Annotated in this window: 26 protein-coding genes and 2 tRNA genes; 20 read left to right on the forward strand and 8 right to left on the reverse strand. The window is 63.4% G+C overall.

The features are described 5' to 3' along the window. Positions 1–17: 17 nt before the first annotated feature. The 3 genes from MacB4_RS08245 to MacB4_RS08255 all read right to left on the reverse strand — a co-directional run bounded on the left by MacB4_RS08245 (position 18) and on the right by MacB4_RS08255 (position 3,356). Positions 18–350 carry a septum formation initiator family protein gene (locus tag MacB4_RS08245; protein WP_206863381.1) on the reverse strand — a complete coding sequence of 111 codons (333 nt, stop codon included), beginning with the start codon at positions 348–350 and terminating at the stop codon, positions 18–20. An 80-nt stretch (positions 351–430) separates the two neighbouring features. Further along, positions 431–1,708: a phosphopyruvate hydratase gene (eno, locus tag MacB4_RS08250; protein WP_206863382.1), complete on the reverse strand. Its 1,278-nt coding sequence runs from the start codon at positions 1,706–1,708 to the stop codon at positions 431–433. Between the two features lie 61 nt (positions 1,709–1,769). Next, positions 1,770–3,356, reverse strand: coding sequence for a DHA2 family efflux MFS transporter permease subunit (locus MacB4_RS08255; RefSeq protein ID WP_206863383.1), 1,587 nt, complete (start codon positions 3,354–3,356; stop codon positions 1,770–1,772). An 81-nt stretch (positions 3,357–3,437) separates the two neighbouring features. On the opposite strand from MacB4_RS08255, the gene MacB4_RS08260 reads away from it, so the two are divergent. Continuing rightward, positions 3,438–3,953 (forward strand): histidine phosphatase family protein, encoded by a 516-nt coding sequence (locus tag MacB4_RS08260; RefSeq protein ID WP_206863384.1) that lies wholly within the window; start codon positions 3,438–3,440, stop codon positions 3,951–3,953. Positions 3,954–4,024: 71 nt separating this feature from the next. On the opposite strand, the gene MacB4_RS08265 is transcribed toward MacB4_RS08260, so the two are convergent. Then, positions 4,025–4,099, reverse strand: a tRNA-Asn gene (locus tag MacB4_RS08265). Between the two features lie 115 nt (positions 4,100–4,214). On the opposite strand from MacB4_RS08265, the gene MacB4_RS08270 reads away from it, so the two are divergent. The 7 genes from MacB4_RS08270 (at position 4,215) to MacB4_RS08300 (ending at position 10,089) form a co-directional block, all read left to right on the forward strand. Beyond that, positions 4,215–5,099, forward strand: coding sequence for a 5'-3' exonuclease H3TH domain-containing protein (locus MacB4_RS08270; RefSeq protein WP_206863385.1), 885 nt, complete (start codon positions 4,215–4,217; stop codon positions 5,097–5,099). A gap of 58 nt (positions 5,100–5,157) precedes the next feature. After that, entirely contained in the window at positions 5,158–5,526 is a 369-nt protein-coding gene (locus MacB4_RS08275) for an iron-sulfur cluster assembly accessory protein (protein WP_206863386.1), read from the forward strand. A 12-nt stretch (positions 5,527–5,538) separates the two neighbouring features. Beyond that, entirely contained in the window at positions 5,539–6,756 is a 1,218-nt protein-coding gene (locus tag MacB4_RS08280) for an MFS transporter (protein WP_206863387.1), read from the forward strand. Between the two features lie 90 nt (positions 6,757–6,846). Further along, on the forward strand, positions 6,847–7,332 hold the full coding sequence (gene ruvC, locus MacB4_RS08285) for a crossover junction endodeoxyribonuclease RuvC (protein WP_206863388.1): 486 nt from the start codon (positions 6,847–6,849) through the stop codon (positions 7,330–7,332). Beyond that, positions 7,329–7,940 (forward strand): Holliday junction branch migration protein RuvA, encoded by a 612-nt coding sequence (gene ruvA, locus MacB4_RS08290; protein WP_206863389.1) that lies wholly within the window; start codon positions 7,329–7,331, stop codon positions 7,938–7,940. Before ruvC ends, ruvA begins: the two co-directional genes overlap by 4 nt. After that, positions 7,937–8,965 (forward strand): Holliday junction branch migration DNA helicase RuvB, encoded by a 1,029-nt coding sequence (ruvB, locus tag MacB4_RS08295; RefSeq protein WP_206863390.1) that lies wholly within the window; start codon positions 7,937–7,939, stop codon positions 8,963–8,965. The genes ruvA and ruvB overlap by 4 nt, the downstream gene beginning before the upstream one ends. Beyond that, positions 8,962–10,089, forward strand: a complete 1,128-nt coding sequence (locus MacB4_RS08300; RefSeq protein WP_206863391.1) for a serine hydrolase — start codon at positions 8,962–8,964, stop codon at positions 10,087–10,089. The genes ruvB and MacB4_RS08300 overlap by 4 nt, the downstream gene beginning before the upstream one ends. On the opposite strand, the gene MacB4_RS08305 is transcribed toward MacB4_RS08300, so the two are convergent. Both MacB4_RS08305 and MacB4_RS08310 read right to left on the reverse strand, forming a co-directional pair. After that, entirely contained in the window at positions 10,046–11,155 is a 1,110-nt protein-coding gene (locus MacB4_RS08305; RefSeq protein ID WP_206863392.1) for a hypothetical protein, read from the reverse strand. The two genes, MacB4_RS08300 and MacB4_RS08305, sit on opposite strands and share 44 nt — an antisense overlap. After that, a complete protein-coding gene (locus MacB4_RS08310; RefSeq protein WP_206863393.1) occupies positions 11,152–12,465 on the reverse strand; it encodes an APC family permease in 1,314 nt (437 codons plus the stop codon). Before MacB4_RS08310 ends, MacB4_RS08305 begins: the two co-directional genes overlap by 4 nt. Positions 12,466–12,646: 181 nt before the next feature. Here MacB4_RS08310 and MacB4_RS08315 point away from each other — a divergent pair, with 181 nt between their 5' ends. From MacB4_RS08315 to MacB4_RS08330, 4 genes are all read left to right on the forward strand, one after another. Next, positions 12,647–13,063: a secondary thiamine-phosphate synthase enzyme YjbQ gene (locus tag MacB4_RS08315; RefSeq protein ID WP_206863394.1), complete on the forward strand. Its 417-nt coding sequence runs from the start codon at positions 12,647–12,649 to the stop codon at positions 13,061–13,063. Next, positions 13,060–13,638 carry a rhodanese-like domain-containing protein gene (locus tag MacB4_RS08320; protein WP_206863395.1) on the forward strand — a complete coding sequence of 193 codons (579 nt, stop codon included), beginning with the start codon at positions 13,060–13,062 and terminating at the stop codon, positions 13,636–13,638. The genes MacB4_RS08315 and MacB4_RS08320 overlap by 4 nt, the downstream gene beginning before the upstream one ends. 83 nt (positions 13,639–13,721) lie before the next feature. Further along, positions 13,722–13,794: transfer RNA gene (locus tag MacB4_RS08325), tRNA-Lys, on the forward strand. A 429-nt stretch (positions 13,795–14,223) separates the two neighbouring features. Beyond that, positions 14,224–15,423 (forward strand): rod shape-determining protein, encoded by a 1,200-nt coding sequence (locus MacB4_RS08330; protein ID WP_242529199.1) that lies wholly within the window; start codon positions 14,224–14,226, stop codon positions 15,421–15,423. Positions 15,424–15,551: 128 nt separating this feature from the next. Here the strand turns inward: MacB4_RS08330 and MacB4_RS08335 are convergent, their stop codons facing one another. After that, positions 15,552–16,490 carry a bestrophin family protein gene (locus tag MacB4_RS08335; RefSeq protein WP_206863396.1) on the reverse strand — a complete coding sequence of 313 codons (939 nt, stop codon included), beginning with the start codon at positions 16,488–16,490 and terminating at the stop codon, positions 15,552–15,554. Between the two features lie 259 nt (positions 16,491–16,749). Here MacB4_RS08335 and MacB4_RS08340 point away from each other — a divergent pair, with 259 nt between their 5' ends. The 4 genes from MacB4_RS08340 to MacB4_RS08355 are packed head-to-tail and all read left to right on the forward strand — an operon-like array spanning position 16,750 to position 20,788. Further along, positions 16,750–18,108, forward strand: a complete 1,359-nt coding sequence (locus tag MacB4_RS08340) for a mechanosensitive ion channel family protein (RefSeq protein WP_206863397.1) — start codon at positions 16,750–16,752, stop codon at positions 18,106–18,108. Beyond that, positions 18,101–18,868: a bifunctional 2-polyprenyl-6-hydroxyphenol methylase/3-demethylubiquinol 3-O-methyltransferase UbiG gene (locus MacB4_RS08345; protein ID WP_206863398.1), complete on the forward strand. Its 768-nt coding sequence runs from the start codon at positions 18,101–18,103 to the stop codon at positions 18,866–18,868. The genes MacB4_RS08340 and MacB4_RS08345 overlap by 8 nt, the downstream gene beginning before the upstream one ends. Further along, a complete protein-coding gene (locus MacB4_RS08350; protein WP_206863399.1) occupies positions 18,865–19,599 on the forward strand; it encodes a bifunctional 2-polyprenyl-6-hydroxyphenol methylase/3-demethylubiquinol 3-O-methyltransferase UbiG in 735 nt (244 codons plus the stop codon). The genes MacB4_RS08345 and MacB4_RS08350 overlap by 4 nt, the downstream gene beginning before the upstream one ends. Before the next feature lie 34 nt (positions 19,600–19,633). Next, positions 19,634–20,788: a glycosyltransferase family 4 protein gene (locus MacB4_RS08355; protein ID WP_206863400.1), complete on the forward strand. Its 1,155-nt coding sequence runs from the start codon at positions 19,634–19,636 to the stop codon at positions 20,786–20,788. Between the two features lie 13 nt (positions 20,789–20,801). On the opposite strand, the gene MacB4_RS08360 is transcribed toward MacB4_RS08355, so the two are convergent. Then, the gene (locus tag MacB4_RS08360; RefSeq protein WP_206863401.1) at positions 20,802–21,584 is read right to left on the reverse strand and encodes an HAD family hydrolase; all 783 of its coding nucleotides are present in this window, start codon (positions 21,582–21,584) and stop codon (positions 20,802–20,804) included. Positions 21,585–21,924: 340 nt separating this feature from the next. Here MacB4_RS08360 and MacB4_RS08365 point away from each other — a divergent pair, with 340 nt between their 5' ends. The 4 genes from MacB4_RS08365 to trpE are packed head-to-tail and all read left to right on the forward strand — an operon-like array spanning position 21,925 to position 25,318. Then, positions 21,925–22,566 (forward strand): MotA/TolQ/ExbB proton channel family protein, encoded by a 642-nt coding sequence (locus MacB4_RS08365; protein WP_206863402.1) that lies wholly within the window; start codon positions 21,925–21,927, stop codon positions 22,564–22,566. A 31-nt stretch (positions 22,567–22,597) separates the two neighbouring features. Next, the gene (locus MacB4_RS08370; protein WP_242529200.1) at positions 22,598–23,146 is read left to right on the forward strand and encodes a biopolymer transporter ExbD; all 549 of its coding nucleotides are present in this window, start codon (positions 22,598–22,600) and stop codon (positions 23,144–23,146) included. A gap of 21 nt (positions 23,147–23,167) precedes the next feature. Further along, entirely contained in the window at positions 23,168–23,779 is a 612-nt protein-coding gene (locus tag MacB4_RS08375) for an energy transducer TonB (protein ID WP_206863403.1), read from the forward strand. Between the two features lie 57 nt (positions 23,780–23,836). Then, positions 23,837–25,318 (forward strand): anthranilate synthase component I, encoded by a 1,482-nt coding sequence (trpE, locus tag MacB4_RS08380; protein WP_206863404.1) that lies wholly within the window; start codon positions 23,837–23,839, stop codon positions 25,316–25,318. Position 25,319 lies beyond the last annotated feature (1 nt).

Raw genomic sequence — 25,319 nt, forward strand, 5'->3', positions numbered from 1 at the left:
TGTTCCACAGGGCAACCTTATTTGTCGCCAGCTCCCTCCCGGTCGGAGGGGAGAGGGAAGGGGTCGAAGCGGAAGATGATCTCTCCCTTCTTCCCCATGCTCAGCCGGTCTCGGGCGATTCGCGTCAGATAATTCGGGTCTGACTGAAGAAGCTCGAGCTGGAGATTGAGCTCCTGATTGCGATCCTGCTCGGCCGCAACCTGGTGCTGGATCTGCTCCTTCTGGCGCTCCAAGCGGTCGATCTGTTGGACCAGCGGCCAGAATGCCGTCAATAGCAGACCTCCGCCGGCGAGCAGGATGCCGATTCCGAGGAGATGGCTCAACTTGGCCCAAACCGTGCCGCCCTTCATGCCTCGCGCACTCCCTTCCGGGCGCCTCCCGCTACCGCGGATGCGCGTCGGCACAAGCCGACGGAGCATCCGCAGCGAGATCACCAATGCCCGTATCGACCATTCTTTCCCAAATCTTCTTCGATCCGCAGAAGCTCGTTGTACTTGGCGATCCGGTCGGAGCGCGCAAAGGAGCCCGTCTTGATCTGACCGGCATTGCAAGCGACCGCCAGGTGCGCGAGGAAGGGATCCTCCGTCTCTCCCGATCGGTGGCTGAGCATGACGGCATACCCGCTTCGCTTGGCGAGATCGATGGTTTCCAGGGTCTCCGAAAGGGTCCCAATTTGATTCGGCTTGATCAGGATCGCGTTGGCGACACCGAGCTCGATCCCCTTGCGCAGAAATTCGGGATTGGTGACGAAGAGGTCATCTCCAACGAGCTGGACATTCTTTCCCAGCTCCCGTGTGAGGATCTGCCATCCTTCCCAGTCGTTCTCGGCGGCTCCGTCTTCGATCGACAGGATCGGAAAGCGCTTGCAGAGCTCCTTGTAGTACTCGACCAAGTGGATCGCCGGCATGCGCCTCTGATCGGACTTGCGGAAGACGTAGGCCACCGTACTCGAATCGAAGAATTCGCTCGCCGCTGGGTCCATCGCGAACCAGATCTCCTTGCCGGGAGTATATCCCGCCCGCTCGACGGCGGCGCAAAGCAGCTCCAATGCTTCTTCGACCGAGGAGAGGTTCGGGGCAAACCCTCCCTCGTCGCCGAGGCCGGTTCCCAGATTCCGCTCCCGGAGAAGCCCGCGCAATGCATGAAAGGTCTCTGTGCCGTAGCGGAGCGCCTCCGAAAAGCTCGGAGCGCCTCGAGGCACGATCATGAACTCCTGGAAATCGAGCGGGGCATCGGAGTGGGCTCCGCCATTGATGACGTTTGCAAAGGGCACGGGCAGGAGAGCCGATCCCGCTCCGCCCAGATACCGATAGAGGGGGAGGCGCAAAGCGGACGCGGCCGCCCGAGCGATGGCTAGCGATACCCCCAGCATCGCGTTGGCACCCAGAGCGCTCTTATTCCTGGTGCCGTCGATCTCGCGCAAGACGCGGTCAATTTCCTGCTGGGAGAGAGCATCGAGTCCTTGCAGAGCGGGGGCGATGCGCTGTTGCACGTTCTGGACCGCTTTACGAACCTCCTTGCCCCCAAAGCGCGTCTTGTCCCCATCGCGCAGCTCAAGCGCCTCGTTGGCCCCTGTGCTCGCTCCGGAGGGAACCATGGCGCGCCCGCAGGTGCCGTCCTCCAGGGTAACTTCCGCCTCGAGCGTCGGGTTGCCGCGTGAGTCCAAGACCTGCCGAGCCCAGATCCGATGGAGGGAGAAGCGACCCATATCGGCCACTTTCTTGGCTCCGAGCGACTTTCAACACAAGCCAATTCTTGGGATCGGCCGGTCAGTGCATCATCCCCTCGCTCGACGGCTTGGCCCCCTTGGCGGGCGCGAGGAAGAGGACCAGGGGCAGCGACGCCAGGCAGATCCAGCCTGACCACTGGAAGATGTCGACGTAGGCCCAGAGACTTGCTTGGTTGGTGAGGGTCCGGTAGAGCACGCCCAGCGCCTGCTCCGCCCCCGGGACCGTTCCGGATTGGCTGGCGAGATAGCCTTGGACCGCGGCAAGGGTGTCCCGGTAGTTCGGGTTTTCCGGGGTATAGTAGCCCGCCAGGAAGTTCTGATGAAGCTGGGCGAATCTCTGGGAATAGGTGGCAATGAGCGAGGTGCCGACGCTGCCGCCGATGTTTCGGAAGAGATTGAAGAGCCCGGTCGCGTTTCCCATCTCTTCCCGACGCAGGGTCACGACGGCCGCCGTGGTCAACGGGACGAAAACCAAGGGCGCGCCGAACCCATTGAGGAGGTTAGGGATCACCACGTTGAACTGAGCGATCTCGATGTCGAAGTTTCCCATGAGGAATGAAGAGGCGGCCAGGAGGAGGAAGCCGAGGGCGACCAGCGTGCGCGCGCTCATGACACCGAGCATCCTTCCGGCAAAGATCGCTCCAGCCACGGCACCAATTCCGCGGGGGCTCACGGCGAGACCGCTCTGGAAAGCCGTGTAGGAGATCAGGGTCTGGAGAAAGAGAGGAAGGGCGGCCAGGGTTCCGTAGAGGACGATGCCGATCAGAAAGACGAGGCTGACCCCGGTGGCGAAGCTCCTGTCCTTGAGGATGCGCAGATCGACCAGCGGCTCGCGCACGGAGAGCTGCCGCATCACGAAGCAGATCAGCCCGACGACGGAGAAGAGGGCCATCCAGCGGAGCCAGACCGCTCCGAACCAGTCATCCTCCTGCCCCTTGTCCAGAAGCACCTGCAGGCAGCCGAGCCAGACCGTGAGGAAGAAGAGCCCCCAGACGTCGACCATCCTTGGACGATTGTTGCGGAGATAGGGCGGATCTTCGACAAAGAGGCCCGATAAGAGCATCGCCAAAAGGCCGACGGGCAGGTTGATGTAGAAGCACCAGCGCCAGTTGGCGTTGTCCGTCAACCAACCGCCGAGGACAGGCCCGAGGATCGGTGCCACCACGACCCCGAGGGCAAAGAGGCCCATGGCCTGGCCCCGCTTGGAAGGCGGGAAGCTCTCCAGGAGGATCGCTTGCGAGATCGGCTGGAGCCCCCCGCCGCCTATGCCTTGCAGGACGCGGAAGAGGATCAGGGAGCCGAGATGGGAAGCGGCGCCGCAGAGGGCCGAGCTCACGGTGAAGAGCGCGATGCAGGCGAGGAGAAGGTTTCTTCGGCCGAAACGTCGGCCGAGCCAGTCGGTCAGCGGCAGGACCACCGCGTTGGAGACGAGGTAGCTGGTCAGGACCCAGGTAGCCTGCGAATTGCTTGCCGCCATCCCCCCCGCAATGTAGGGGAGGGCCACGTTGAGGATGGTCGTGTCGAGCACCTCCATGAAGGTGGCCAGCATGACGGAGAGGGCGACGACCCAAGGGTTGTGCTTCGGGTGCCAGCCGGCATCGGGATGGTTCGCAGGGCTGCCGTCCATGGAGAGCCCTGAAGCGTAACCCTCTCCGGGGGGGAGAGCCAAGGACAAGATCCACCCCCGCGCCCTTTCTGCCTGGATTGGGTGGCTCCCTCTGGTATCGTCTCTCCGGTGAATCTCTATCTGGTGGCGCATGGAAGCGCCCTGCCGGCCGAGAAAGATTCGGAACGGCCCCTTTCCGAGGCGGGAATCGCCGAATCTTCCCGTCTGGCCCAGATGGTGCGAAGCTGCGGGGTTCGCGTGCAGCTCCTCGCCCACTCCTCCAAGACGCGGAGCCGGCAAACGGCTCAAATCCTCTTACCGGCCGTTCATCCGGGCGGGCGCCTGACGTTGTGGGAAAGCCTCGATCCCGAGGACTCCCCCGGCCACGCCCTCAAGGCGATCAAGAAGGAAAAGGTCGATCTCCTGCTCGTCGGGCACGAACCGAATCTGGCCAAGATCGCCACGCGCCTCCTCGTCCCCAAGAAGGTCCCGCCCCTGCTCTCGCTCTCGCCCGGCAGCCTGCTCTGGCTCCAGCGCCAACGGACCGAGGAGGGAAAGGTCTGGCGCCTCTTCGGCATGTTCCGGGCGGAAGCGTTGCGGGCTTGGGAGCGGGGATGAGTGGCCGACAAAAAGGAGGGTCAGTTCTCGTGGTGCCGAGGGGCCGGACGTGGGTCGTCCGCCGGGAAACCTGGCTCCGGAGGTAGGATTCGAACCTACGACCAAGCGGTTAACAGCCGCTCGCTCTACCACTGAGCTACTCCGGAGTGGGAATGACCAATCTAGTGAGTCGTGGGGCATCTTTCCAAGGAAAAATGGTGGCAGGCGGCGATGGCACGGGATCGTCTCGATTCCACAATCCGAACGGGATAAGAAGAAGGGATGCGCCTCCTTCTCGTCGATGGCAGCTACTATGCCTACCGCTCCTTTTATGCAATGCCCGCCTTGCAGACGAGCTCGGGGCAGCCAACGAACGCCCTCTACGGACTGATCATGGTGCTCCGGCGGATGCTCGCCGACCTGCGTCCGACGCTCGTCGGCTGGGCGGTGGACGACGGGCTCTGCGCGGAACGGGTGGCGCTCTGCCCGGAATACAAGGCGAATCGGCCAGCGGTGCCCGAGGCGCTCTCAGTCCAGCTCGACCAGGTCGAGGAGCTGATGGCGGCCCTCGGTCTCCCGGTGCTGCGCGTCGCTGGAGAGGAAGCCGACGACGTGATGGCCAGCTACACCGCCGCCGCAAGGCAAGAGGGCGAGGTTGTCCTGGCGACGAACGACAAGGATCTCCTGGCGCTGGTTTCTCCCCGGGTTGCGGTCTACCAGACCAACGGCAAGGGTTTCCATCTTCTCACGGAGGAGGAGGTCACCGAAAAGTGGGGGGTTGCGCCCGCGCAGATCCCCGATCTGCTCGCCTTGATCGGCGATTCGGTCGATAACATCGCCGGGGTTCCGGGGGTCGGCAAGGTCACGGCGGCTCAATGGCTTCGCCGCTACGGTTCTCTGGAGGAGCTCCTTCGAGCGGCACCGCAGGCGAGCGGGGCAAGGCTGCAGCAGCTTTCGGGCGCCCAGCGGGAGCGGGTTCTCCGCAACCGGAGGATGATCGAGTTGCGCACCAACCTCCCCCTGCCAATCCCGCTGAAGGAATTGACGATTCGCCCCGATTTGGCGAAGCAGAGTGAGCTCTTTCACCGATGGGAGTTCCGAAAGCTGGCCAAGGAAGCGGAAGAGGGCTTGCTGAGGGAGCGGGGCCAGCCCGAGCTCTTTTCCTGACCGAGGGGACTTGACCCGGTTGGGCGAGCGGGGGAACATTCCGGCGGACGGAAAGGCCATGGAAGGAGCATCTTCGGTTTCCTACACGATCGGCAACGAGAAGCTTTGCCAAATCACGAGCGAGGCGGCACGGCAGCTTTCCCGGCTTCTCCAGGAGTCGGAAAAGGGGGGAGGAGCTCTGCGGATCGCTGTCGTGGGGGGCGGCTGCTCCGGGCTCCAATATCAGATGGACCTGGTCGACCGGCTCCGGGAGAAGGATATCCTGATCGAGGCGGGCGATGCGCGTCTGGTGGTCGATCCGAAGAGTGCTCTCTTTCTCGCCGGCTCGATCCTGGATTATTCGGAAGATCTGCAGAACCGGGGCTTTGTCGTGAGAAATCCGAACGCATCGTCCCACTGCTCTTGCGGGAAGAGCTTTGCGATCTAGCCGGCCGACTCCATGAGCGCAGGCGCCCGGAGCCAGCCCCGGTCCGAAGGTGCGGTTCTGCGCGTCATCCTGCTCTTCGGAGCGGTCAGCCTCTTTGCCGATATGACCTACGAAGGGGCGCGGTCGATCCTCGGCCCCTTTCTGGGCAGCTTGGGCGCAACCGGAGCCACCGTGGGCCTGGTTGCTGGCATGGGGGAGCTGGCAGGCTATGGGCTCCGGCTTTTTTCGGGGGTGCTGGCGGATCGAACGCGCTCCTTCTGGCGGCTGACCTTTTTTGGATATGGGGTCAACCTCCTGGCCGTACCCCTTCTGGGCCTGGCATCCGCCTGGCCCGCGGCGGCCATGCTGGTGGTCGCCGAGCGGTTGGGCAAGGCGATCCGAACGCCCGCTCGGGATGTCCTGCTCGCGATCGCGACGCAAGACTTCGGGCGGGGACGGGGCTTCGGAATCCATGAGGCGATGGACCAGATTGGTGCCGTTCTCGGTCCCCTGATGGTCGCGCTGGCCTTGGCCTGCCACGTGGGCTACGGGAAGAGCTTCCTCTTGCTCGTCCTGCCCGCGCTCTTTTCCTTTGTGGCGCTCGTCCTGGCTCGGGGCTCCTACCGGCGGTGGGAGAGCGCGCAAGTGGACCCCCAGGGCGCGCAAGACGAGGCCGAGAAGGGCTCGCGGCGCTTGCCCCCCGCTTTCTGGAGCTATCTTGCGGCGGTCGGCTGCGTCGCGGCGGGCTATGCTGACTTCGCCCTGGTCGCCTTCCATGCGGCGAAGACGGGTGTGGTCGCCCCACAGGGTGTTCCCTTGCTCTACGCCCTGGCGATGGGGGTCGATGCGGGTGCGGCATTTTTGGCTGGAAGGCTTTTCGATCGGAAAGGATTCGAAGCGCTCCGATGGCTGGTGGTTCTTGGGGCTCTGGCGGCGCCATTCCTTTTCCTGGGGCGCGGGATGGAATTCTTCCTGGCCGGAGTCCTTTTTTGGGGAATCGGGATGGGTGTCCAGGAGTCGGTGATTCGGGCGGCCGTAGCGGAGCTCGTCCCGCAGGGGAGAGCGGGAACCGGATACGGGCTGTTCAACATGGTGTACGGCGTTGCTTGGTTCGGGGGGAGTTCCCTGATGGGCCTCCTCTACGACCACTCGCCGAGGTTGCTGGTTGCCTTCTCCTGCGGGGCGCAGCTGCTTTCCCTGCCGCTGCTGGTGCGAACCCAGAGGTGGTTCGCCGCGAGCCGGGCCTCCTGAGCCGGCGAGGGAGAAGATCAGGAAACCGCGGGAAGGATTCCTTGACCCTTTGCGGCGAGTGGCTTTGAATACTGGGGTCACGTGCGGATCATGGGGATCGATCCTTCCCTGCGGCGAACGGGCTACGGCGTCCTCGAGCTGCTTCCCGGAAGTGAACGCCTGCTCGATTTCGGAGTCGTCATCGTTGCTCCCAAGAAGTCTGAGCTCGACTGCCTTCGGGAGATCTATCGGGTCATCAGCCGGGTCCTGGCGGAGCAGAAGGCGGAGGAGGTCGCGATCGAGACGGTGATCTACGTGCAGAACCATCGAACCGCGATCCAGCTGGGAGCCGCCCGAGGGGTGGCTCTTCTTGCTGCGGGGAATGCCGAAGTGCCTGTTTTCGAATATCCCCCCCGCCGGGCGAAGACGGCGGCGACCGGCTACGGAGGGAGCCGTAAGACTCAGGTGGCTTTCATGATTCGCAGCCTCCTCGGGCTGCGGGAAAACCTTCCGTCCGACGCCGCCGACGCGGTCGCCGTGGCCCTGGCGCATGCGGCCGCGCGGAGACATTTCGCTCTCACGCGGAGACCCCTGTGATCGGATACTTGCGAGGCCGGCTCATTCACGCGTCTCCCGCCAAGGTTTGTCTCGAGGTTCAGGGAGTGGGCTTCGATCTCTTCATCTCCCTGATCTCCTATCAAAAGCTTCCCGTCCCTCCAGCCGAGGTGCAGCTTTTGACTCGTCTTCAGGTGCAGGAGAAGGGCATCGAGCTCTACGGCTTTGCCGGGGAAGAGGAGCGGGCGCTTTTTGGCCTGCTCGTCGATCACGTCCCCGGCATCGGGCCGAGAACGGCTCTTTCCGTTCTCAGCGCGGCCGCTCCGGAGGAGCTGCGCGGCGCGGTCGTACGGGGGGATCAAGCCTGGCTTTCCCGGATCAAAGGAGTGGGGAAGAAGACGGCGGAGCGGTTGATCGTGGAGTTGCGCGATCGGTTTCCGAGAGTCGATGCGGAGCTTGGCTCAACCGGAAGGCTGGCGGGCGAGGATTCGATCGGCAGAGATGCTCGCTTGGCCCTCCTCGCCTTGGGCTACCGGGAGGTGGAGGCGGACAAAGCGGTGCATCTGGCTCGGGAGAGGCTGCCGGAGGCAAGCGTCGAGGAGCTCATTCGTGAGGCGCTGCGCGGAGCGGGGGGAAAGGCGGTCCGGTGAAAGAGCTTCAAGACGCACAGGTTCGCGGCCGTCCGGACGAGCGCTTGGAAGAGGTCTTGCGCCCTTCGTCGCTCGACGCCTTCGTCGGTCAACCGCGCATCAAGGAGCGGCTGGCGGTCCTGGTGGAAGCGGCCAGGCGGAGGCAGGAGCCGCTGCCCCATCTTCTCTTCAGCGGCCCCCCGGGGTTGGGGAAGACGACGCTCGCCCATATCCTGGCCAAGGAGATGGGAGCCAATCTACGCTTGACGTCGGGCCCCACTCTCGAGAAGGCGGCCGATCTCGCCGGGCTGCTGAGCGGCCTCGAGCCGGGAGACATCCTCTTCGTGGACGAGATTCACCGCCTGAGTCGAGCGGTGGAAGAATATCTCTATCCAGCGATGGAGGATTTTCGGATCGATATCGTCATCGACCAAGGGCCGGCCGCGCGCAGCGTCTGCCTGAACCTGCCCCATTTCAGCCTCTTCGGGGCGACGACCCGGGCGGGCATGTTGACGGCGCCGCTGCGTAGCCGGTTCGGGCTCATCAATCGTGTCGAGTATTACGCGGCGGAGGACCTCGTCCGGGTGGTTCGGCGCTCCGCGCGGATCTTGGGGGTGGAGACGGCGGAGTCGGGGGCCTGGGAAATCGCGCGGCGCTCCCGCGGCACTCCTCGCCTGGCCAACAACTTGATTCGCTGGGTCCGGGACTATGCCGCGGTGCGCGCAGAGGGAGAGGAGATCTCGGAGGCGGTGGTGCATCATGCCTTGGAGATGCTCGACATCGACGCGGACGGGTTGGACGAGATGGACAAGAAGCTCCTGCAGGCCATCGTCTACAAGTTCGAAGGGGGGCCCGTGGGATTGAGCAGCCTGGCGGTAGCCGTAGGGGAAGACGCCGGGACGATCGAGGAGGTGCACGAGCCCTACTTGATTCTCGAAGGTTTTCTCCAGCGCACTCCGCAAGGGCGGGTGGCGACCGGGAGGGCCTATCGGAAGCTCGGCCTGTCGGGAGGGGAGGAGAAAGGGGAGCAATCGGAGCTCTTTTGAACGCTCGCCGCGCACAAACGGGCGCATGCCCTTCTCTGCATCTGCTGGCCGCGCTCGCCATCTTCGGAGCGGGGCTGGTTTCCCCGGCTGCCCAGGGTCGGCCCGACCGGGAAGGGCTGGGCTTCGCGGGGGCGTCGGCCTATTCCGCTCGGCATGGCGGATCGGCCCTGCTCGTGCTTGAAGGAGGCAAGGTCCGCTGGGAAGAAGACGGGGGAGGGCCGCCTTGGGACGGCAGACGGAGAATCTTCAGCGGCACCAAGGGGTTCTGGATCCTCGCGGCGTTGCGCGCGGTCCAGGATGGGCTCTTCTCGCTGGATACCCCCGTTTCGGAAACCTTGGTGGAGTGGCGGAACGATCCCGCCAAGAGGCGGATCCGCGTCCGGGAGCTCTTGAACTTCACCAGCGGCCTTGAGCCCGCCTTCTTCCTCCATGCCGACGGCCTGGAGAATCGAAACGCCCGTGCCCTCTTTCTCCCGCTTCTGGCCCGTCCGGGGCAGGCCTTCCTCTACGGCCCAGCCTCGCTCCAGGTGTTTCACGAGTTCTTTCGAAGGCGCCTCTCGCCGCGCCGGGAGACACCGACCCATTTCCTGGAAAGCCGTGTGCTTTCTCCGATGGGGCTTGGGCGACAGCGCTATCTGGAAGATGGTTCCGGAAACCCTCTCCTGGCGACCGGTTTTCTCCTGCGCGCGCGGCAGTGGGCCGCGATTGGCGAGGTCCTCCTCCATCATGGGATGCCCCTCGTCGAGCCCGCGGTCCTGGAGGAAGCGCTGCGGGGCTCCGCCGTCAACCCGGCCTTTGGCATGGGGTTTTGGAATAATCGCGCCGCCTCCTTGCCCGGAGCCCGAGAGGTCGATGTGGAGGCGATGCTCTCCCGGCCCTGGCGAAGCCAGGACTGGCGGAACGCCTGCCTTTGGCGCGAGGGGCCAACCGATCTGGTGGCAGCGATCGGCTCGCACGGTCAGCGGCTCTACGTCATCCCGTCCCGCGGGCTCATCGTCGTGCGCCAAGGGTTCAGCGATGCCTTTTCCGACGGGGCTTTCTTGCGCCTCCTCTTCCGCGGGGCTTACGACGCCTATCCGGTCACTGCGGCCGGTTCGGATTCGCCTGATCCCTCGGCAAGGTAAGCGAAGGATGCGGGGTCCGGGTCGCCACGATCAGGGAAGCTTCCTCCCGTTTCCACCGGTACCCAAAGCTGAAGGGAAGGGGCGCGGGGTGGGCGTTGGCGGTCAGGGCCGACAGATCGGGCTGGTAAAACTCTCGGAAGATCTGGATCGGGCCCTGGTAGAGGCCAAAAAAGCGGAGATTCCATCCGCTGGAGAAGAAGCGGACGGGGATCCCCGAGTCGTCCTGGAGAACCAGCGTGCTCCGGGTGAGGATGAGTCGGCGCAGCTCCGAGAAGCCGCTGCCATGCAGCAGATAGGAAGCGGCTTTGATCAAGGTCGGGCCGCTGGGAAGGCTTCTCAGGTACGAGGGCAGGCCGGATGCGGAGATCGCCCCATCCTCCAGGTCGACCGAAAAGTAGCAGAGTCGCTGCTCTCTCCCTTCGGGTCCCCGGAACAGAAGGCGGGTTCCTCGATCGGAGGGGGCGCGCTCGATCGAGAGCAGGTGGCAGCCGTCCCGGACGAGGAGCAGCGAATAGAGGGGGAGCATGCCGCCTAGCACGGACGAGGCTGTCAGGCGGCGCGTCTCTTTCGTCACGGAAAAGCTCCATTGGAGAAGCCATTGGAGGGACTGACGCATCCGAGGGAGCTCCCAGTCGAGGTTGGCCGAGAGCAAGCTGGCGAACGAAGGAGGCAGGCCCGCTTCCTCCCGGGAGGCGAGTACATAGATCGACGCGTAAGGGAAGAAGCAGCGTGGGTAGATGACATCGGGTCCGCTGAAGGGATAAAAGACCGGATGGGTCGACGAGGAGGGAGCTTCGAGGAACTCGGTTGACCACTGGCGGATCGGGTCGAGCTGGAAGTGACGGAAATATTCCCAGAGCTTCTCCATCTCCTTGGCGTGCTCTTGCCAGGCGGGACGTGCGGCGAGGCTCTCCAGAGGCGAGCCGGGAAGAGGGGGCAGGCCGGCCAGGAAGCGGGCGGCCTCGTCGAGCTCGGTCAGCGGCTCCTGGGGTTGTGCAAGAGACCCGGCCACCGCAATCCAGCTCAGGGTGATGACGAGAGAAACCAGGAGGAAGTGGGATTTCATGATGGGGTCGAGGAGCCGTTCGGCGGGATGCTCGACCGCCGGACCAGCGCGTAAATCGGCAGGCCGAGAAGCAGAGTGCCTAGCCCGGCCAGGGATTCTCGGGGCATGACCCGGAAAAGATCCCAGAGCATCCAGAGGCAGACGGCGAGAAAGAGGAGGGGCGTCCACGGATAGCCCCAGGTGCGGTAGGGGCGGAGCAAGGAGGGCTCCCTCCATCGGAGAACAAAGACGCCGAGGACGGTGGCGAACCAGGAGAGGGTGACGGTGAACTGGATGTAGGTCAGAATTTGGGCGAAGGTCCCCGTTGCCAGGAGGAGCACGGCCACCCCGTACTGAAAGAGGAGGGCACGCGAAGGAACGCCCTGCCGGTTGCATCGGGCAAGCCAGCGCAGCGCGGGATAGTCCTCTCCCACCGCCATCGCGACGCGCGGCCCCATCCAGGTCATCGCCGCGATCGAGGAGAGGAGGCCGAGGGCAATGGCCCCGGCGACGATCCGTCCCCCGGCCTCGCCGAAGATGTGGCGCCCGGCGATCATTCCCACTTCAAGCGTCCCGCGCATCTGAGCCATCGGAGCCGCATGGAGGAAGGAGACATTGAGGGCGATATAGAGGCCCGTTACGATCGCCGACCCGATCGCCAGCGAAAGAGGCACGGTTCGCTGCGGGTTGCGGATCTCCTCGGCGATGTAGACCGAGGCGTTCCATCCCGAATAGGAGTACATGACGTAGACCAGGCTCGCGGCAAAGGAGGCTTTCGCCAATTCGTGGAGTGCAGAGGGGGTGGGTGCAAAAGAGATCGCCTGGCCGCGCGCGAGCAGGAAGCCCGAGGCAGAGAGAAGCACGATCAAGAGCACCTTGAGGCCGGTCGCTGCTTCCTGAAACCGGGCACGAACCTCCAGACGGCCAAGTTGCAACAGGCTCAGCAAGGTGGCCACCGTCCAGGCGAGCCAGCTAGGGGAGAGGCCGGGGAAGATGGCGGAGGCGTAGGTGCCAAAAGCCATCGAGGCGAGGGCGATCGGAGCGCCGAAGCCCACCGTCGACGAGAGGAAGGCGGCGAGGAAGCCGACAACGGGATGGTAGATCCGGCGCAGCAGGCTATATTCCCCTCCGCTCCGGGGAATGGCGGCGGAGAGTTCTCCGTAGGCGAGCGCTCCGCAGAGGGTGGCCACACCGCCGAGTAACCAAAGCAGAATGATCGAGAAGGCGGTGGAGAGATGCTCGAGCTGGAATCCGAGGCTCGTGAAGACCCCGGTCCCGACCATGTCGCCGATCACCAGAAAGATGGCGGTGCGGAGAGGGATGCGGCCCATGGCGGATAATCTCCAATGGCGCTCCCAGGAAAGAAGCACAAGCGGCTGATCGTCAATCCAAAGCCGGTGAGAAAGCGTTCCCGAGGCTTGCAATGGCGCGAAACGCTGGTAAAAGGGGTTCTCCTATTGGGACCGCTCGCCCGCCGTCAGAGGCAGACGGGGAGCGGCCGATTCCGGAGGGATGAAGAGCTTTCGCGAGGAACTGTGGTTCGAGCTTCCGGCTCGGCGAGCCTTCGTGAACATCACGGGCCAGCTCGAGGGGTGCCTCCAGAAGAGCGGCATCCAGGAGGGGTTTCTTCTCTGTAATGCGATGCACATCACTTCCAGCGTCTTCATCAATGATGACGAGCATGGGCTGCACGAGGATCTGGAGCGTTGGCTGGAGAAGCTGGCACCGGAGAACCCTCACTCCCAATATCGGCACAATGTGGGCGAGGACAATGCGGATGCTCATCTGAAGAGGACGATCATGGGGCGGGAGGTAGTCGTCGCCGTCACGAGGGGGGGGCTCGACCTGGGACCGTGGGAACAGATCTTCTATGGCGAGTTCGATGGGGAGCGGCGCAAGCGCGTCCTCGTAAAGATCGTGGGGGAGTGAGCGCGAAACCTGCGGCTCAAGCGGCTCGCTTCCGCTCGGTCTGGCTTGCTCTCGGCATGCTCTTGTGCGGGTGCAGCCTGGTTGGTCCCCCTCCGGAACTTTCTTGGGAGCGGGTATTGCCGGCGATCCATGACCGGTTCCCCGACGTTCCGACGATTTCGACTGAAGAGCTGGCCCAGGAAATGGAAAGGCCTCGTCAGGAACGTCCCCTATTGCTGGATGTGCGGACCGTCGACGAATATGACGTCAGCCACCTCAAGGGAGCGATTCGCGTCTCGCCCAACGAGCGGATCGGAACCGTCGTGCACGGCCTTGGGAAAGACCAGCCGATCGTGGCATATGACTCCGTCGGCTTTCGAGCGGCCTCGTTCGCACGTCGGCTCCAGCAGGCCGGGTACGCGGATGCCAAGTATCTGGACGGCGGTGTGTTCAAGTGGGCCAACGAAGGGCGATCTCTCTACCGCGGGGAAAAGCCGGTTACGGTCGTCCATCCCTCGGACTCCTATTGGGGCCAGCTTCTCAAGAAGGAACACCGATCCGTCTCCCTCTTCGATTTGAGCGGTCCCGTCTTTTGAGGATGGCCGCCGCGCGAAAAGAGAGTTGTTTTTCTTCTCCTTCTCGTCTACGTCTATCGAACACAAGCTTTCCGCCCGATCCTGCCTCGGTAGCTCAGTTGGTAGAGCAGGTGACTCTTAATCACTTGGTCGTAGGTTCGAGTCCTACCCGGGGCACGTAGGAACGGTAGGGCGACGGAAAGCTCGGGGTGGCTGAGCGGCCATGTCTTGCTGAGGACTCTCATCGGGCGAATGCCCTCCGATGCCGCTTCCGCTTGCTTCTTCGTTCCCGAACCGGGTTGCGATGCGGCACCAGACGTCAGTCTCGGTGCCATGCGCGAAAGCCTGGACGATCAAGGGCTCCTGCAAACGGGGCCGCCAGCCTCGTTGCGGAGGAGGAGCAGTTTTGCGAAGCCCCAATGGGTGGACTCTTAGCGCTAACGAGCGCGCGGTTAGTAAGAAGGGCGCTTTTGCAAAGCGCTTTTCTATTGCGCTTTGCTTTCATAAGTGCGACTCTGCGAGCGTTGGGGGGAGTGGGGGCCCGTTAGGCTCCTCCCTGCCTGACGGAGAAGCTGTAACGCATGAGAGAATGATGTGCATCTGATCATGAAGGACGTGTCCCAACTCAACGGCAGCCCGACTCGCGATGAGGCTTCCCCCGCTCTCGGGCTTGTTCCCGGAATGCCGCCCACCGAAAGCGCCTCCCCTGCGGTGCGGGAGCCCGGCTCCTTGTCGGACAGCTTCGCTCAAGCCAGGAAGTGGTCTTCTTCCTTCTGGGAAGGGGTCGGCATCGCGCTCGCCAACGATCTCGGCATCGATCTGGGAACGGCAAATACCTTGGTCTATGTGCGCGGCAGAGGCATCGTGCTGCGGGAGCCGACGGTTGTCGCCGTAAATCAGTTGACCAAGCGGCTCGTGGCGATCGGCATGGAAGCGAAGTTGATGCTGGGTCGAACTCCGATCAATATTCAGGCGGTGCGTCCGTTGAAGGATGGGGTCATTTCGGACTTTCAACTTACGGAAAGACTGCTCAACGTTTTCATCCGCAAGACAAAGGCGAGGGTCTCCCTCCGGGGGCCGCGAGTCGTCGTTGCGGTCCCGAGCGGAATTTCGGAGAACGAGCGGCGGACCGTCCGGCAAGCCGCGCGAAATGCCGGAGCGCGGGAAGTCTTCCTGATCGAAGAGCCCATGGCGGCTGCAATCGGGGTGGGGCTCCCGATTTCCGAGCCTGCCGGCAACATGATCATGGATATTGGAGGCGGAACGACCGAGATGGCCATCGTTGCCCTATCCGACATGGTCTACTGCCGGAGCCTCCGGGTGGGAGGGGACAAGTTCAACGAGAGCATCATGAACTATCTTCGCCGGGTGCACAACATGATGATCGGCGAGGCTACCGCAGAAGAGATCAAGATCCAGATCGGCTCCGCCTTCCCGATGGATCCGGAGATCGTGATGGAAGTGCGCGGTCAAGATTTGGTCGCGGGCCGACCCATGACGCTGGCCCTTTCCTCGGCGGAAGTGCGGGAAGGCTTGAGCCAATACCTGGCCGCGATCGTCGAGGCGGTCCATATTACCGTGGAGCATTGTCCTCCCGAGCTCTGCTCGGATCTTCTCTCTCGAGGCATTGTCGTTGCGGGCGGAGGCGCCCTTCTGCGTGGGATCGACCGCTATATTTCCCAGGAGACCTCACTGCCGGTCCACATTGCTGACGACCCGCTCAATGCGGTCGTCATGGGAACGGGAAGGGTGCTCGAAGACGAAGCCATGCTTCAGACGGTTGCCCGGGCCGACGGCCGCGGTTAGGTTCGGTCCCGCCCCACCGGGCAGGTGGGGCGCAAGCGTGGACGATAGAGCGGTCTTCCTGCACGGGGGACTCGTCCCTCGATGCGCCGGCAACTGCTTCTGGCCAAGCCAACCCATGCTGGCGCTTCTCAAGGCGCCGTAGGCGCAGGCTTGACATTATGGATCGGGGAAGCCGGCGGCTTTACGATTCCACGCAGGAGCTCGTTTTCCAGCTCTCGAGCGAGGGAGACCAGAGGAATCGAGTCCAGGCTATGGTCGAAGGGGTTTTCCAGATTGCGACCGATCTGATTCAGCATGAGCAGGACCAGGCCGACCAAGGGTGCGGCGATCATGGAGAGCGGTCCGGTTTCGTCTGCAATGGCGATCGGAAGAAGCAGGCAGTAGGCGTAGGTGAGGATGTGCAGGTAGCCATCGTATTCCCAAGGGAAGGGAGTGTTCCGAATCCGTTCGCAGCCCCCCTTCGCGTCGGTCATGGCGGTCAGGGTGAGATCGAGTGCGCGCATCTGCTGCTCCGAGATCATCTGCCGCCGATGGAGAGCCGCTACACCCCGGCCTAGAAGGAGCAGGAGCCGGTTGCTCATCTGCTTCACCTGCTTCTCTTCCCCGGCCATTTCGATGATTTCGGTCGGGAGAAAGAAGCGAAGAGCTTCTGGCAGGGCCTCCTTCCCGCGGAGCTCCGCACTCACCGCATGAACAAATGCGACTTGGTGATGAATGAGCCTTCCTTGTATGTGCTGCGCTTCCGGGGAAGAGGAAGGGTCCACGAAGCTCTCGATCTGACGGAGCCAGGTCCGGGAGGCGTTGGCCAGATTTCCCCAGAGAGTGCGCGCTTCCCACCACCGGGCGTAGGCGAGATTGGTGCGGAAGGCCAAGACGACGCCGATCAAGGCGCCCATCAAAGCCAGGGGCTGATCTGGGATGGAAATCGCCCGCAACAGGTGAGTGGGCAGGTCGGCAAGGGTGGCGAGAAGGGAGACCAAGAGGATCAGCAAGACCGGTCGGACGATCGGCGAAAAAGCTCGCCAGAAAGTTGGGATGAGGCCGCGCGCGTGGGAAGAGCTCATCATTGCAGAACGATCCATCCGCACCTTGGGCGAAGAAGCGGGGGGATGCGGTGGAGCATGAGGCATTATCCTACTGCGGGGGCGAATCGAGGGAACCTTTTTCAGCAGTCCCGAGCTTGCCGAGCGTTCCGGGCTTGCTTCACAAAATCTTTGACAGCGACCGGGGGGGTGTTGAACGCTACCGAATCGTAGGGCTCCGAGGCCGGGACGCAGCAGCGGCCTCTCCCTATTGGTAATTGGTACGGCGTTGCCACGCGTTCGCATGAAGTTGCCCTCATTCCCGTCCTGGCAGGCGCGATCCCTCGAAGAGGGGGTGATTGCGATTGGAATTCTCGCGTTGGCGGGGCTGATCGCCGCCCTGCTGAAGCGCTGGCATCCGCATCCGATCCCCTGGCGCGTTCCGGGCGAGGCGGAAGGGTGGAAGGATGCGATCCTCTGCGCGGCCTATCCTCCGCTTGAAGCGGGCCTCCTTGAAACAGCGATACTGCTGGCCGTCCTGGCTCTTTCCGATTACCTGCGTCGGGAGACCGGCTACGGTCTCCCGCGGCTCTCGATCGCGGTGGGACTGGAAATCGTCTGGTCCCTGGCATCCTGGTGGTTTCTCGCCCGCTTTGCGGCGATCTGTCTTGGCTGGGTTCATCGGCGAACGAGCCTCGGTCGGGGGGATCTGGCCTCTATCCTCTTCCCCAGGCTGGTCCGTTTTGTTTATCTCCTGGTTCCTGCGATTGGCCTGCTCGCCGTGGAGAGCTTTCCGCTTCCTCATCTGTATCGCCTGACCCTTCACAAGGTGCTGGCGATCTATGCGATCGGCTTGGTCGGCCTTGCCGCCGGGCAGAGCGTCGCGGCGGGTGCGGACTGGATCTTGCGTCGTTGCCCACTGACCCAGTCGGATCCGGCGGCCGGCCTGCGATCGCGCAAGCTCCATACACAGGTGCGTGTGGCGAGCCGCGTGCTCTTCTTTGTCATCGGGCTGCTGACCTTTGCGGCGGTCCTGATGCTCTTTTCCGAGGTGCGGCACCTGGGAGCAAGCCTTCTCGCCTCCGCCGGCATCGTCGGAGTGATCGGTGGCCTTGCCGCGCAGCGGACAATCGGCAACATCTTCGCCGGGCTGCAGATTGCCTGGACGCAGCCCGTCCGTCTGGGAGACATCGTCGTGGTGGAGGGGCAGTGGGGAACGATCGAGGAGATTACCCTCACCTACGTCGTGGTTGCGATCTGGGATCAGATCCGGCTCGTCCTTCCCATTTCCTACCTGATCGAGCATCCCTTCCAGAATTGGACGCGAAACTCAAGCGAGCTTCTCGGCACCGCCCACGTCTTCGTCGACTACACCATGCCGGTCGAGGAGATGCGGAACCATCTGCGGGAAATCTGCCGAAACAATCCTCTCTGGGACGGGAGGGTCGCGGTAACCCAGGTGACTCACGCCACCGAGCGAACCATGAACGTTCGTCTGTTGGTGAGCGCCCAGGATTCCTCGAAGCTCTGGGATCTGCGGTGTGCGGTACGGGAGCAGATGATCGCCTTCGTGCGAGATCGATTTCCGGAATGTCTTCCCAAGATCCGGGCGGAATGGGATGCTCTCCCCGATCAGGCCAGGAGCGAGCTTCTCGATGGATAAGTCAGGGGACCAGCGTCAGGGACGGACGCTAGCGCCTCGGGCACGACCGGAAATCCACCAGAAGGTGGGCAAGCTGCTGCGCCGATTGAGCCTGCCGAGTGGCGCTCGGGCGCTCGACGTTCCTCTGGGGCCCGGAGCAATGGCGGAGCAGCTGCGCCAGGGAGGGCTTGCCGTCTGGGGCGCCGATCTCGACTTGGCACAATCGGAGGGAATCGATCCGGCGATTGGGCGCGAGCATGCCGACCTCAACGGGGTCTTGCCCTTTCCCGACCAGTTCTTCGACCTGGTGCTTTCCCTCGAAGGGATCGAGCATCTCGAAAATCCCTTTCATTTTCTCCGGGAGCTGGGCCGCGTCTGCCGTCCGGGGGGCTACCTTCTCTTGTCCACCCCCAACATCTGCAACCTCGAGGAACGGTTGAACTTCCTGGCTCGAGGGGCCTTTTATCGGTATATCCCGGCGGCGGAGCATGCGAGGCATGGCAGCGGGTTTGACCATCAGAACCTCATGACCTGGGTAGAGATCCGCCAGCTGCTCGATTGGAACGGCTTTTCCCCCGTCGGCCTCTTCCGCGATAAGATCAAGTGGAGGCAGCTGGCTTTCCTATGGCCCCTGGGCCTGCTCCTGTGGGCTTTCGGCAAGCTCCAAAGCCGGGCGAGGCGAGAGAAATATCGTTGGGAGGAAACGGAGTCGGGCCCGGTGCTCTTCGGGGGGAGCACGCTCATCGTGCTGGCAAGAAAGGAGGCGAAGCGGGTAGGGTGAGCACCGAGGCGATCTACCGGGCGGTGATCCCGCTGCTCCGAGCCCATCTCCCTCCAGAAGGGCGTCATCTGGATGTGGGGAGCGGCTCGGGCGAGCTCATTCGGCGGCTGCACGCCGGTTGGAGCGGGGAGAGCTTCGGGTGCGACTACACCTCCGAATGGATGCGGCTTCCGGGGCAAAAGGTCGACGTGGTCGATCTCGACAAGGAGCCGCTCCCCTACCCGGGCGCCTTCTTTGATGCGGTGAGCTGCACGGAGGTCGTCGAGCATCTCGACGATTATCGTCGGCTGCTCCGGGAAATCTTCCGGGTGCTCCGGCCGGGAGGGGTGCTCGTCCTTTCGACCCCGAACATTCTCAACCTCAAATCGCGCCTGCGCTTCCTCTGGTTCGGCTTCTGGAACCTTTTCGGACCGCTGCCCTTCTCTCACAAGGTTCGCGTCGACACCGACGGGCACATCACGCCGGTCCACTACTTTTATCTCGCCCATGCGCTGCACGAGGCGGGGTTCACCGAGATCGCGGTCTCCGTCGACCGCTGGCAGCGCTCCTCCCTTCTCTCCCTGGCTCTCCTCTCCCTCCCCGTGCGGCTCCTGGGGGGTCTCGCCTATCGGCGCGAGGCGGATCGCTACCAGACCGTCTCCCCGGAGAACGAGCCGCATCTGAAGGCGGTCAACTCAAGGGCGCTGCTTTTGGGCCGAACGTGCATCGTCCTGGCGAAGAAGCCCTCCTGAGGGGGTTGGATCGAGTCTGAGGCTCGCCACGAGAATGAAATGCCCTCGAATCGCCGTCGTCAGCCTCTTTTATGGAGAATCTGGGGGTGCCGAGCTCCTCGCCAGCGAGGTGTCTGACCGGTTGGCGGAATCGGGGGAGTTCGAGATTCATGTCCTGGCTCATCGCTGGAAAGAGAGGACGAGGAAGATCGTTTACCACCCCGTCGATTTCCGAAGATGGCCCAGGGTGACGCAAAAGCGGTCGCTCTGCCTTGCGGTCCGGAAGGCTGTGGCGGAGGAGCGGTTCGATTTGATTCACAGCCACGAGCTGATCGATCTCGCCGACGTCGTCACCTTTGGCGCCCCGGTCGGCCTCTGGCCGAGAATGCAGGGGAAGGGCGGGGTGGGGCTTCGAATGATGGTCAATCGAGGGATTGAAAGGCGCTTGCTCTCTTCCCGTCGGCTCCGGTGGATCCTGGCGAACTCGAATCAATCTGCCCAATGGTTGGCGGAGGAATATCCTGAGCTGATCGGTCCGCCGGTCGAGGTGAAAACGCTCTATCCCGGAGTCGATGGCGGCCGGTTTGCTCCTCCCTGCCCGGTGGCACGGGAGGCGGCACGCGCGGAGCTTGCGGCGCGCTTCGGCTGGGAGCCCTCCGATCCGGTCGGGCTTTTCGTGGGGAACAACTGGGAGCATAAGGGTCTTGGCAGCACGCTGGAAGCCCTGCGGATCCTGCGACAAAAAGCCTACCCGGCGCGGCTCCTGGTGATCGGAAGCGACCGGAAAAAAGAGAGGTGGCTTGCGCGGATTCGCAGCTTGGGCTTGCCTGCGGGAGATGTTGCCTTCCTTGGGGAGGTCGGCGAGGGGAGGGAGGATTACTTCCGGGCCGCGGATTTTCTGATCCTTCTTTCCCGCTTTGAAAGTTTCGGCACCGTCGTCCTCGAAGCCGTAGCCTCGGGCCTGCCGGTCATCCTGAGCAACCGGGTTCCCGCCAAGGAGATTCTTCCCGAGGACGCAGGAAGCGTGATCGAGGATCCAATGGATGCGCTCGGGGCGAGCCGGGCTATCGAGGAGTGGATTCGGAAGCCCAAGGCGAGGGAGGGGCTTGTCGCCGGAGCCCTTCAAGCCGCCCGGACCCACTCGTGGGACGCGGTTGCCGCTGCGACGGCGGCGGTGTATCGCGATTGCCTGGCCCGGAAGGTGGGATAAGAGAGGAGGCTTTTCAAGCTCCGCCCGCTGCAAATCGGGAGAGCGCTTCCGCAATTCCCGCGGAGGCGGCTCGGCTCGCAAGAAACCCGCCTTGGCTGCGGACGCGATCCTTGACCTCGGGGATGGCATTGACCGGACAGGCCAAGAACGCCGCATAGCGGCGATCGAGCATCGGAAGGTCGTTGTGGTGGTCTCCGGCAGCGAGCGTGGCGGAGGCATCCAAGCCAATCTCCTCCTGCACCGCTTGGAGCGCGCTGCCCTTGTGAATTGCCCGATGAGAAAAGCGAAAGCCCTCGAAGTTGCGCTGGACGGAGAGTTCCGGGAAGGGTGCGATCCAATCGAGGATCTTCTCGTGAATCCGGTCGGCTTCCCCAGCGTCCGCGGCCAAGATCTCCAGGGGGGACCATTCCGCATGGCCATAGACAGCCCGCGTCTCGTGCCGGAGAAAGCGGCGCATCCGCTCCCAGAAAGAAGTCGTGGCCGCGAAGAGTTCCCGGTGGAGCTCGGAGCACCGCTCGTTCCAGGCCCGATGGGGCACGGGAAGCCGGTGATCGATCCGGTAGACCTCCCGTTCTCCGAGCACGACCCAGTCCGGCCAATAGGGAAAGCGCTCCTGCTCGAGCTCCCGACGGAGGCTCTCCCAGGGCCGTCCGGTATTGATGATCCAGATGGCTCCTCTCTGCTCTTTGAGCCGTTGGAGCCGGCAGAAAAACTCGGCGCAGATGGCGCGGTCCTTTTCCTCGCCGGCGGGAAGGAGCGTTCCGTCGAAATCGGTGCAGACGAGTCGTGGGTTCATGCGAGCCCCGGGCCGAAAATTCCGCGGGGCATCCGTTTCTAGCATGAATCGGGAACAATGCAAAACGCCTGCGGAGGACGAGCCATCGAGGGAAAGGCACGAACCGGTACCCGAGCGTAGCCGGCATGCGGCGATCAACTCGCAGATCGGGAATGGCTTGCGGCAGGGAAAGAATGTCACGAAATTGTAACATAGGTTCTCCGCTCCTGTGGGGTAGACTCTCTCCAAGCAACATTTCTTTCGCAAGATGATCCTCATCGGAAATCAGTTCGCCGGTGCTGAGGGCAGCAATCCATAAGAGCCGGCGCCGGTCAGAAGCTTAGCCAAGAAGGAGAGAACCATGATGATGGAGTTGTTTTTTAAGGGCGGGCCGATCATGTGGCCGATTGCGGTCCTGGCCGTAGTCACGGCCGCCGTTCTGGTGGAGAGAGCCGTGTTTATTCTTCAGACGAACCTGCAGAGGGACCCGAAGTCGGTACGGACGGTATTCGACCTGGTGGGACGCGGGGCCATCGAGGAAGCCACGTCGTCGGCAAGCCGCTCGAAGGATGTGGTCGCCCAGGTCTTGGGGGAGGGGCTCCGCCACCGCGGCAGCTCGCTCACCGAGGCTTTGGCCGAAGGAGCCAGTGCTGCGCTCCATCGCTTTCACCGGGGGCTTGTGGTACTCGACACGGCTGTCACTCTTGGGCCGCTTCTCGGCCTTCTGGGCACGGTCACCGGAATGATGCGTGCGTTTAGCCTTGTCGGCGGAGGGGAGCTGGCTGGAAAGCAGGCGGCGATTACCGGCGGGGTGGCGGAATCGCTATTGGCGGTCTGCTTTGGCCTGGGAGTCGCGATCGTCGCGATCGTTCCACTCAACTTTCTCAATGCGCGGGCCGAGCGGGTGCGCCGGGAGATCGAAGCCTCTGCGACCCGTCTTGAGATGATGCTCGCCCAGAACCGGAAGGGCTCCGACTCGCTCGTGCTCGATCGGGCGGCTTAAGCGTAGCGATTCCAGAGGGGAAGATCGTTTCATGCGTGTTGTCCTGCAGGATCGCCATCGGCCCAGGCTCGAGATTATCCCGTTCATCGACGTGATGTTCTTCTTGCTAGCCACGTTCATGATCGTCTCTCTCTCGATGACGAGAAACGAAGCCATCTCGATTCGTCTGCCGCAGGGAACGACCGCTGTGGTCCAGAACCCCAACGATCAGATGGTCGTGACCGTGCGGGCCGATGGGGATTACACCCTGGGAAAGGACAAGGTGCTCGCCGCCGACATGCCGAAGAGGCTTGCCGCCCTGAAGGCGACCAACCCCGATCCGAAAGTCTTCGTGACCGGGGAGCCCGATGCTCCCTTTGAGCGGGTCATCCAGGTAATCGATGAAGGGCGGAAGCTCGGGATCGGTCGCATTGCCATCCAGACAACCAAGCCGAAGCCGGCGGCTCCTGCCGGATCCGGCGCACCAGCAAATTCGACTGCGCAGGCTCCGGGGGCGGCCGCTCCGGCGCATGCCGCGCCCGCCGCTCCACCCGGGTTGGCACCACCATCCCAGCCTCCTCCGCACAACACGGCAAACTAGGGAATTAACGTTCGGAGACCGATGGAACGAAACGACTATCTCGGATACCTCTTTTCCGTCCTTATCCACGCAACGATCCTCTTCGCTGCTGGTTTCTTCTTTATCCAGACAATGGAGTATGGCATGCAGGCGGGCTCTCCCGCGACAACCGAGGTCGATCTTGCCGAGCCGCCGGCTCCCGAGCCCGTTCCTGAGGAGCCGACACCTCCTCCTCCGCCTCAGCCGGAGGAGATGGCGCTTCCGACTCCGGAGGCCAAGCCCACCCCTCCTCCGCCCGTCATCAAGCCTCGACCGGCGCCCAAGAAGGCGTCCGCTCAACCCGGGACCCAGGGGCCGCCCTCTGCGGGTAAGCCCACCCAGATGGCGGTGCCCGATTACTTGAGCAATCCAAAGCCCAATTATCCGGCAGCCGACCGAGCGGCGGGACACCAGGGCCGGGTGATCTTGCGGGTGCATGTTTCCGCGGAGGGAAGGCCCGAGTCGGTCAATCTGCTGCAAAGCTCCGGATACAGCGGGCTCGACCAGTCCGCGCTCGAAGCGGTGCGTCACTGGAAGTTCCGACCGGCCCGGATTGGGCCGATTGCGATCCCGATCAATGCGGACGTGCCGGTGAACTTCGTTTTGAAAAAATAGGCTGGCCTCCCGCTCCCGAGCCTTGTGCTCCTGGCGCTCTGCCGCTAGCGTGGATCCGTGGCAACCCCGGAGCGGAAGGCTTTCCTGGAGCTCACCAAGAGGGGCAACCTCATCCCCGTCTACCGCGAGATCGTTGCCGACCTCGACACTCCCGTTTCGGCCTTCGCCAAGGTGGGTGTAGATCGACCGTTCGGCTTCCTCCTGGAGTCGGCGGAAGGAGGGCGCTTTGGCCGCTACTCCTTTCTTGGGGTCGACCCGCTCCTCGTGGTGACGGTTCGGGCAGGCCGGATGCGGATCGACCATCGGGATGGACGGAGAGAAGAGCTAGGGTGCGGGGAAGATCCGCTCCAGGAGCTGCAGCGGCTGATGAGCCGCTTTGTGCCGGTCTCTCTGGAAGAACTCCCCCTGTTCAGCGGAGGGGCGGTCGGATTCCTCGGGTACGAGGGGGCCACCTATTTCGAGCCGACGATTCCTCGCGCCCGCCTTGCAGACCTGGGCACGCCCGACCTGCTCTTTCTCCTGGCAGACACTGTGATGGTCTTCGATCATCACGAGCGCCGGATCAAGCTCATCGCCTATGCCTGGGTCGAGGAAGATCCCGACGCGGCGTATGCCGAAGCGGTGGAGCGAATCGACCGGATGCAGGAGGCGCTCAGCCGCGGGATTGAGCGGCCTTCGCTCCTGCGGCCGGAGCCGGCGGTGGACCTGCCCTACAGCGCCAACATGGAGCCGGAGGAGTATATCCGGATGACCGAGAAGATGGCTGACTATATCCGTGCCGGGGACATCTTCCAGGTCGTTCCTTCCCAGAGGCTCGAGGTGAAGTTCGCTGGCGATGCGTTGGATCTCTATCGTGCGCTGCGCCTGGTCAATCCCTCGCCCTACATGTTTTGCCTGCGCCTCGGGGAGTTCTCTCTCGTCGGCTCTTCCCCGGAGATCCACGTTCGCTGCCAGGAAGGGAAGGCTCTCATGCGTCCGATTGCGGGAACCCGGCCTCGACCCGAGGATCCCCGGGAGGAAGAGGCTGTCATTGAGGATCTCCTGTCCGATCCGAAGGAGCGGGCGGAGCATATCATGCTCTTGGACTTGGCGCGCAATGACCTGGGGCGAGTCTGCTCCTACGATTCGGTGCGAGTCGCGGATTTTTTCTCCGTGGAGAAGTACAGCCATGTCCTTCATATCGTCTCGAGCGTGGAAGGGAGGCTCCAGCCGGGCAAGGATTCCTTCGACGTGCTTCGCGCGACCTTCCCGGCGGGCACGGTCACGGGCGCTCCGAAGGTTCGGGCGATGCAGATCATCGCGGAGCTCGAGCCGACCGAGCGGGGGCCGTATGCGGGCGTCGTCGGCTACTTCGGCTTTTCGGGAGCGCTCGATTCCTGCATCGCGATCCGGACGGTCCTTCTCCAAGATGGGAAGGCCTTTCTTCAGGCCGGGGGAGGCCTTGTGGCCGACTCGACCCCATGGGGAGAATATCGGGAGTCGCTCAACAAGGCAAAGGCGGGCCTAAAGGCCCTTGCCCTGGCAAGCTCCCTCCGTTAGC

It is taken from the genome of Methylacidimicrobium sp. B4, assembly GCF_017310545.1.
Taxonomy (GTDB): Bacteria; Verrucomicrobiota; Verrucomicrobiia; order Methylacidiphilales; family Methylacidiphilaceae; genus Methylacidimicrobium.